This is a genomic window from Actinokineospora enzanensis DSM 44649, assembly GCF_000374445.1.
Taxonomy (GTDB): domain Bacteria; phylum Actinomycetota; class Actinomycetes; order Mycobacteriales; family Pseudonocardiaceae; genus Actinokineospora; species Actinokineospora enzanensis.
The window spans coordinates 1-1,364 of sequence record NZ_KB894489.1; the positions used below are offsets into that span (position 1 = coordinate 1).

General features: G+C 65.8%; 2 protein-coding genes. Both read right to left on the bottom strand.

From position 1 onward, the window contains the following. Positions 1 to 102 precede the first annotated feature (102 nt). The gene (locus C503_RS0137050; RefSeq protein ID WP_026317082.1) at positions 103 to 675 is read right to left on the bottom strand and encodes a PIN domain-containing protein; all 573 of its coding nucleotides are present in this window, start codon (positions 673 to 675) and stop codon (positions 103 to 105) included. Positions 676 to 678: 3 nt separating this feature from the next. Further along, complete coding sequence (locus C503_RS42460; RefSeq protein ID WP_033401474.1) at positions 679 to 1,173, bottom strand: helix-turn-helix domain-containing protein; 495 nt, start codon at positions 1,171 to 1,173, stop codon at positions 679 to 681. Positions 1,174 to 1,364: the final 191 nt, after the last annotated feature.

Below are 1,364 nucleotides of genomic sequence, written 5' to 3' on the forward strand. Positions count from 1 at the left end.
TGGGCCGGGGTTGGCTGAACACCGGTGGCAAGGATCTGCATCTCGGTGACTTCCGCGGCAAGATCCTCCTGCTCGACTTCTGGACCTTCTGCTGCCAGTAAGTCAACTTCTCCGCATGCCACCGGTGCCCATGTGTCGCGCTTCGGCCGCGAAACCGGGACAGCCGTTGCCTTCGTTGCCGAGGACGTCGAGCAGGTCGTCGACGGAACGCGGGTACTTGCGGTGCCGGGACACCTGTCGCTGGAGTGCGGCTGACACCAGGCGCGGGGAGAGATCGAGCTGGTCTTGGAGGAACTCGTCCTGGTGCACAGCCGTGATGCCGTAGCAGTCGAGTGCGTGCTGGGGGAAGTCCTTCAGGTTCTCGGTCACCAGCGAGGCCGCCCCGCCACGGACGGCTGCCGCGAGGACGTGACGGTCCTTGGGGTCGTTCTCCATGGCGGGCACGAGGTGCTCGTAGCCGGTGACGTTCGCATCCGAGAAGTGGCGGGTCATCTGCTCGATCCGGTGGTTCACCTGCGCCTCCGACAGGCCCCGCTTGGCGAGGTTCCTGGCCAGCTCGTCCAGGACGTCCATGGACCACAGTGGGCGGAACAGACCTGACTCGGCGATGGTCAGCAGCGTGTCACACACGTAGGGCTTGAGAAGGACACAGGTGTCAAGAAAGGCGGGGTACAAGTCTCACTCGTGGGCGTCGTCGTCCAGTGGGGTTCGCTCAAGCGGTGTGTCTAAGGGCAGGTCGTACAGACCGCTGTCTTCGCCGCTGCGCACCATCTCGTCCAGCCCGGAGGCACGGGCCCGTCGGGCGCGCTCCTGGTAGGCGAGCACGTCTGCCAACCGCACCCTGCGGTGTCGGTTCGGCTGCTCGTATGGGATGTCCCCGCCTTCGAGAAGGCGCACCAGCGTTGGGCGGGAGACGCCGAGCAGGTGAGCGGCCTCACTCGTGGTGAGCACCGTGTGTTGCGGCGCGACGGTGATCGCCAGTCCCTGCGACATGGCGACGACAACGTCCCGGAGTACCTCGAACACTTCCGCAGGGACTTGCAGTTCCGTGCCATCAGGCGCGACGAGCGTCGCTGGGCCGTCGTGGCCGCGCAACAGCGCGCGAACCCACGGAGACAAGACCTCCGGACTGTCCGGAGGTAGCACGGTTCGCTCGCCCGCGATTGCTGTCATGCTTGCCAGCTTACCTCGAAACGAACGAAACGAACGGCTGTGCATCCGGATGGTGGGCAACGGAACAAGCGCGACGCCCGCTGGTGTTGGATTCCGCCGTGACCACAGCACACCCCCGCCGTCTGTCCCGTGCCCCCGAGCTGGTGGGCCGGGGTTGGCTGAACACCGGTGGCAAGGATCTGCATCTCGGT